The organism is Pararhodospirillum oryzae (genome assembly GCF_007992075.1).
In the GTDB taxonomy this organism is placed as follows: Bacteria; Pseudomonadota; Alphaproteobacteria; order Rhodospirillales; family Rhodospirillaceae; genus Pararhodospirillum; species Pararhodospirillum oryzae.
The window spans coordinates 1-3228 of the sequence record NZ_BJZO01000155.1 but is presented as its reverse complement, the minus strand read 5'-3'; the positions used below and the strand labels follow the sequence as shown (position 1 = coordinate 3228).

Genomic DNA, 3228 nt, shown 5'->3' with positions numbered 1-3228 from the left:
GGGGGGAGGGAGGGGGAGGGAGAGGGAGAGGGAGGGGGAGGGTCAGGGTCAGGACCCTGGTGGGGACTGCCGTCCCCAAACCCCATCTTCCCTACTGCACGGCGCGGCCGGGATCGAGGGTGATGAAGCGCAGGTCTAGAACGCCGTCGGCGCGCTGGGCCAAGGTGACGCGGTCGCGGGTGCCCCACAGAACGGGTTGCTGGACCAGGGGCAGCACGACAATGGCGTCGCGCAGCCGCAGCAGGGCGCGGGCGGCCAGGGAATGGCGCTGGGGGGTGTCGAGGGTCGCACCCAGGCGCAAGATCAGGCGGTGGGCTTCCTCGTCGCAAGCCCCCCCGATGTTCAGCGCGCCAGGGCCGGGGGCGGCGGCCACGCCCGGACGTTCCTCCGACGGGCAGGCGGCCAGCGCCTTCAAGGTGCTGGTGATTTCCAAGGTGGCGGGCTGCCAGCCCAGCAGATAGAAACTGGTTTCGCGCTTCAAGACCCGGTCGAAATAAGCGTCGCCGGCAAGCGCGCGCACGCTGACCCGCACGCCCACGGTGCCCAGGGCGCGGGCCACGCCGGCGCACAGGGCTTCGTCTTGGGGATAGCGCCCGCTGGGGCAATCCAGGGTCACGGAAAAGCCCCCCGCCAGCCCCGCCTCGGCCATCAGGGCGCGGGCACGGGCCAGGTCGTGGGCCGGGCGGACGTTGAGCGCGTCGGGGAATCCGGCCACGGCGGGCGAGGTCATCAGGGCGGCCGGGGTGGCCAGCCCGGCATACACGCTCTTGTTCAAGGCGTCGATGTCGAGGGCCCGCATCAGGGCCTCGCGCACCCGCCGGTCCTGGAAGGGATTGCCGGTCGCGCGGCCAAAACGAAGCGTGGGGCTGACCTGATCCATGCCCAGGAACAAGGTGCGCGCGCCGGTCGCGCGCAGCGCCACCAGTCCCGGCTTGCGTTCCAGCGTGCCCCACTCGGCGGGCGGCAGGTCAAGCGCCACGTCCACCCGGTCCTCGGTCAGGAAACGCAGGCGGGTTTCGGCGCTGGCGGCCGGATACAAGGTCGCGCGGCTGAGCGACGGATCCAGCCGGTCCCACCACAGCGGATTGGCCACCAGGGACAACGGGCCGTTGGGGGTGAACGACTCCAGCTTGAACGGGCCGGTGCCGTTGGCCTGGGTGCGCAAGGCGTCCGCCGGCCGGCCCGCCCAGTCGTGGGGCAGGATGGGCACCAGGGCCAGGCGCTCGGGCAGGTCGGGGGTGGGGGTGGTGGTGAACAGGTCCACGGTGCGGTCGTCGATGCGCCGCACCCGTCGCACCGACGCCAGCAGGTCGGCGAGTTGGGAAGGTCCGGTGCGGGCCCGGGCCCGTTCCAGCGAGGCCACCACGTCGTCGGCCCTGAACGGCGTGCCGTCATGAAAACGCACGCCGGCGCGCAGGGAAAAGCGCCAGCGGGTCTCGCCGATCGGCTGCCAGCCGGTGGCCAGCCCGGGTTCCAGGGCCAAGGTGGGCCCGCGCCGGGTCAGGCCTTCGTACAAGGCGCCGATCAGGCCTTGCTGATCGAGGCCGGGCAGGGCGTGCGGGTCCAGGGTCGGCAGGCTTTCCGGGGCGCTCCAGCGAAATTCAAGGGCTCGGGCCGGCGTCAGCACCGCGCCAAGGGTCGCCAGAACCACGACAAGGGCCAGGAGGAGGGCCCGGGGCGGGCGCGAAAAACGGGCGCGGGGGCGGGGCATGGACATGTCCTTCAGGCGGGGAACCTCGTCGGAACCTGGACTGGGGGCCACGTGCGGCCCGATCCCCACACTACCGCCGCCCGCGCGGGGTCTCAATGCCCCGAGGCATCCTGGGGGCTCCTCGCGCGGGGGAGGGACTGGAAAAGCCCGCCGTCTGTCGGTATCGTGAGCCCGCAACCGGGCTGGGGAAGGGAAACAACATGCGTGCTCGGGTTCTGACGGCCGTGGCATTGGGGGTGGCGCTGGTGATGGCGCCGGGAACGGAACGGACGGCGCGGGCCGATCCGGCGTTCAACGTGATCTGGATTTCCTCGGCGGCCCTGCTGGCGGCGGGCGCGGTGGGCGACATGGTGCGCGGCAACGCCATCGGCTCCGACACCATGCCGCGCGAGGTTGATTTGCTGACCTTCGGGGCCGGCCTCAACAACGTCTGGCACGACAACGAGCCCGACGGCGACCTGATGCCGGCGCTGTTCCGGTTCGAATACCGCCCCAGCTATTACGCCTGGATCGCCCATCCCCTGGCCGGGATCGAGGTCACCTCGCGCGGATCCACGTATTTGTATGGGGGCCTGATGGCCGACGTGCGCTTCGGCCAGCACCTGATCGTCTCGCCCAGCGCCGCGCTCGGCTGGTACCAGCAAGGCGACGGCCGCGACCTGGGCCTGCCCCTGGAGTTCCGCACCGGCCTGGAAGCCGCGTGGCGCTTCGACGACGGCCTGCGCATCGGCGCCGCCTTCCATCACTTGTCCAACGCCGAGTTGGGGGATTCCAACCCGGGGGTCGAGGAAGCCACCTTGAACGTCTCGCTGCCCATTCAGTACTTCGTGGGGCGCTGAGCCCGAGGGGCATCGATCGACAATCGGCCTCCCGCCTCCGCCGGGATGAATCCGTGGGCGGGAGGGGGCGTTCCCCCTCTCCCCCTTGATTGTCCCGGCCGTTGGCCGCACCTTTTCCCAGAAGAAGGGAGGCCCCCATGGCTGATTCGGCAAAAAGGTCGATGCCCGGACGCGTGCGTGGAGAACGCCTTGAAACACCCGTGAGCGTCGATCAGAAGCGGCTCATCGAGCACGCCGCCGCGCTTCAGGGGCGCACGGTGCCGGATTTCGTTCTGACCAGTGTGCAAGACGCGGCGCGCCGCGTCGTTGAAGAACATCAGTCCCTGGATCTTTCGGTGCGTGACGGCCAGGCCTTCGTTCAGGCCCTGGTCGAGCCCCGGCCGGTCAACGAAAGGCTTCGGGATACCGTTCGCCGCTATCGCGAGAAAACAGGCGTCTGACCGGTGGGGGACGCTGAGGGTATCTTGCGAATCGAGGCTCTGGGCAGGCAACACGATCGATCCGGATTTGAAAGCGGTGTCGGGCCACTCGACCGGTATTTTCGGGTCCAGGCCGGACAGGATGCCAGAAAAAGAGTGGCGGCGCCCTTCGTGCTCGTCCTGACGGATGGGCGGATCGCCGGGTATTACACCCTCTCCTCGACGGCCATCCGGCTTCCGGATCTGCCGGACGCGCTTA

General features: G+C 69.9%; 3 protein-coding genes. 2 read left to right on the top strand and 1 reads right to left on the bottom strand.

What is annotated here, in order from left to right:
* Positions 1–91 precede the first annotated feature (91 nt).
* Positions 92–1711 (bottom strand): ABC transporter substrate-binding protein, encoded by a 1620-nt coding sequence (locus ROR02_RS16140; protein WP_147165066.1) that lies wholly within the window; start codon positions 1709–1711, stop codon positions 92–94.
* A gap of 200 nt (positions 1712–1911) precedes the next feature.
* Here ROR02_RS16140 and ROR02_RS16135 point away from each other — a divergent pair, with 200 nt between their 5' ends.
* Together ROR02_RS16135 and ROR02_RS16130 are read left to right on the top strand one after the other, a co-directional pair.
* Entirely contained in the window at positions 1912–2550 is a 639-nt protein-coding gene (locus ROR02_RS16135) for an acyloxyacyl hydrolase (protein ID WP_147165065.1), read from the top strand.
* A 137-nt stretch (positions 2551–2687) separates the two neighbouring features.
* Entirely contained in the window at positions 2688–2990 is a 303-nt protein-coding gene (locus tag ROR02_RS16130) for a type II toxin-antitoxin system TacA family antitoxin (RefSeq protein ID WP_147165064.1), read from the top strand.
* The last annotated feature ends 238 nt before the right edge of the window (positions 2991–3228 follow it).

Coding starts and splice junctions, on each gene's coding strand:
- ROR02_RS16140 (WP_147165066.1), bottom strand. CDS start 1,711: ATGCCCCGCCCCCGCGCCCGTTTTTCGCGCCCGCCCCGGGCCCTCCTC.
- ROR02_RS16135 (WP_147165065.1), top strand. CDS start 1,912: ATGCGTGCTCGGGTTCTGACGGCCGTGGCATTGGGGGTGGCGCTGGTG.
- ROR02_RS16130 (WP_147165064.1), top strand. CDS start 2,688: ATGGCTGATTCGGCAAAAAGGTCGATGCCCGGACGCGTGCGTGGAGAA.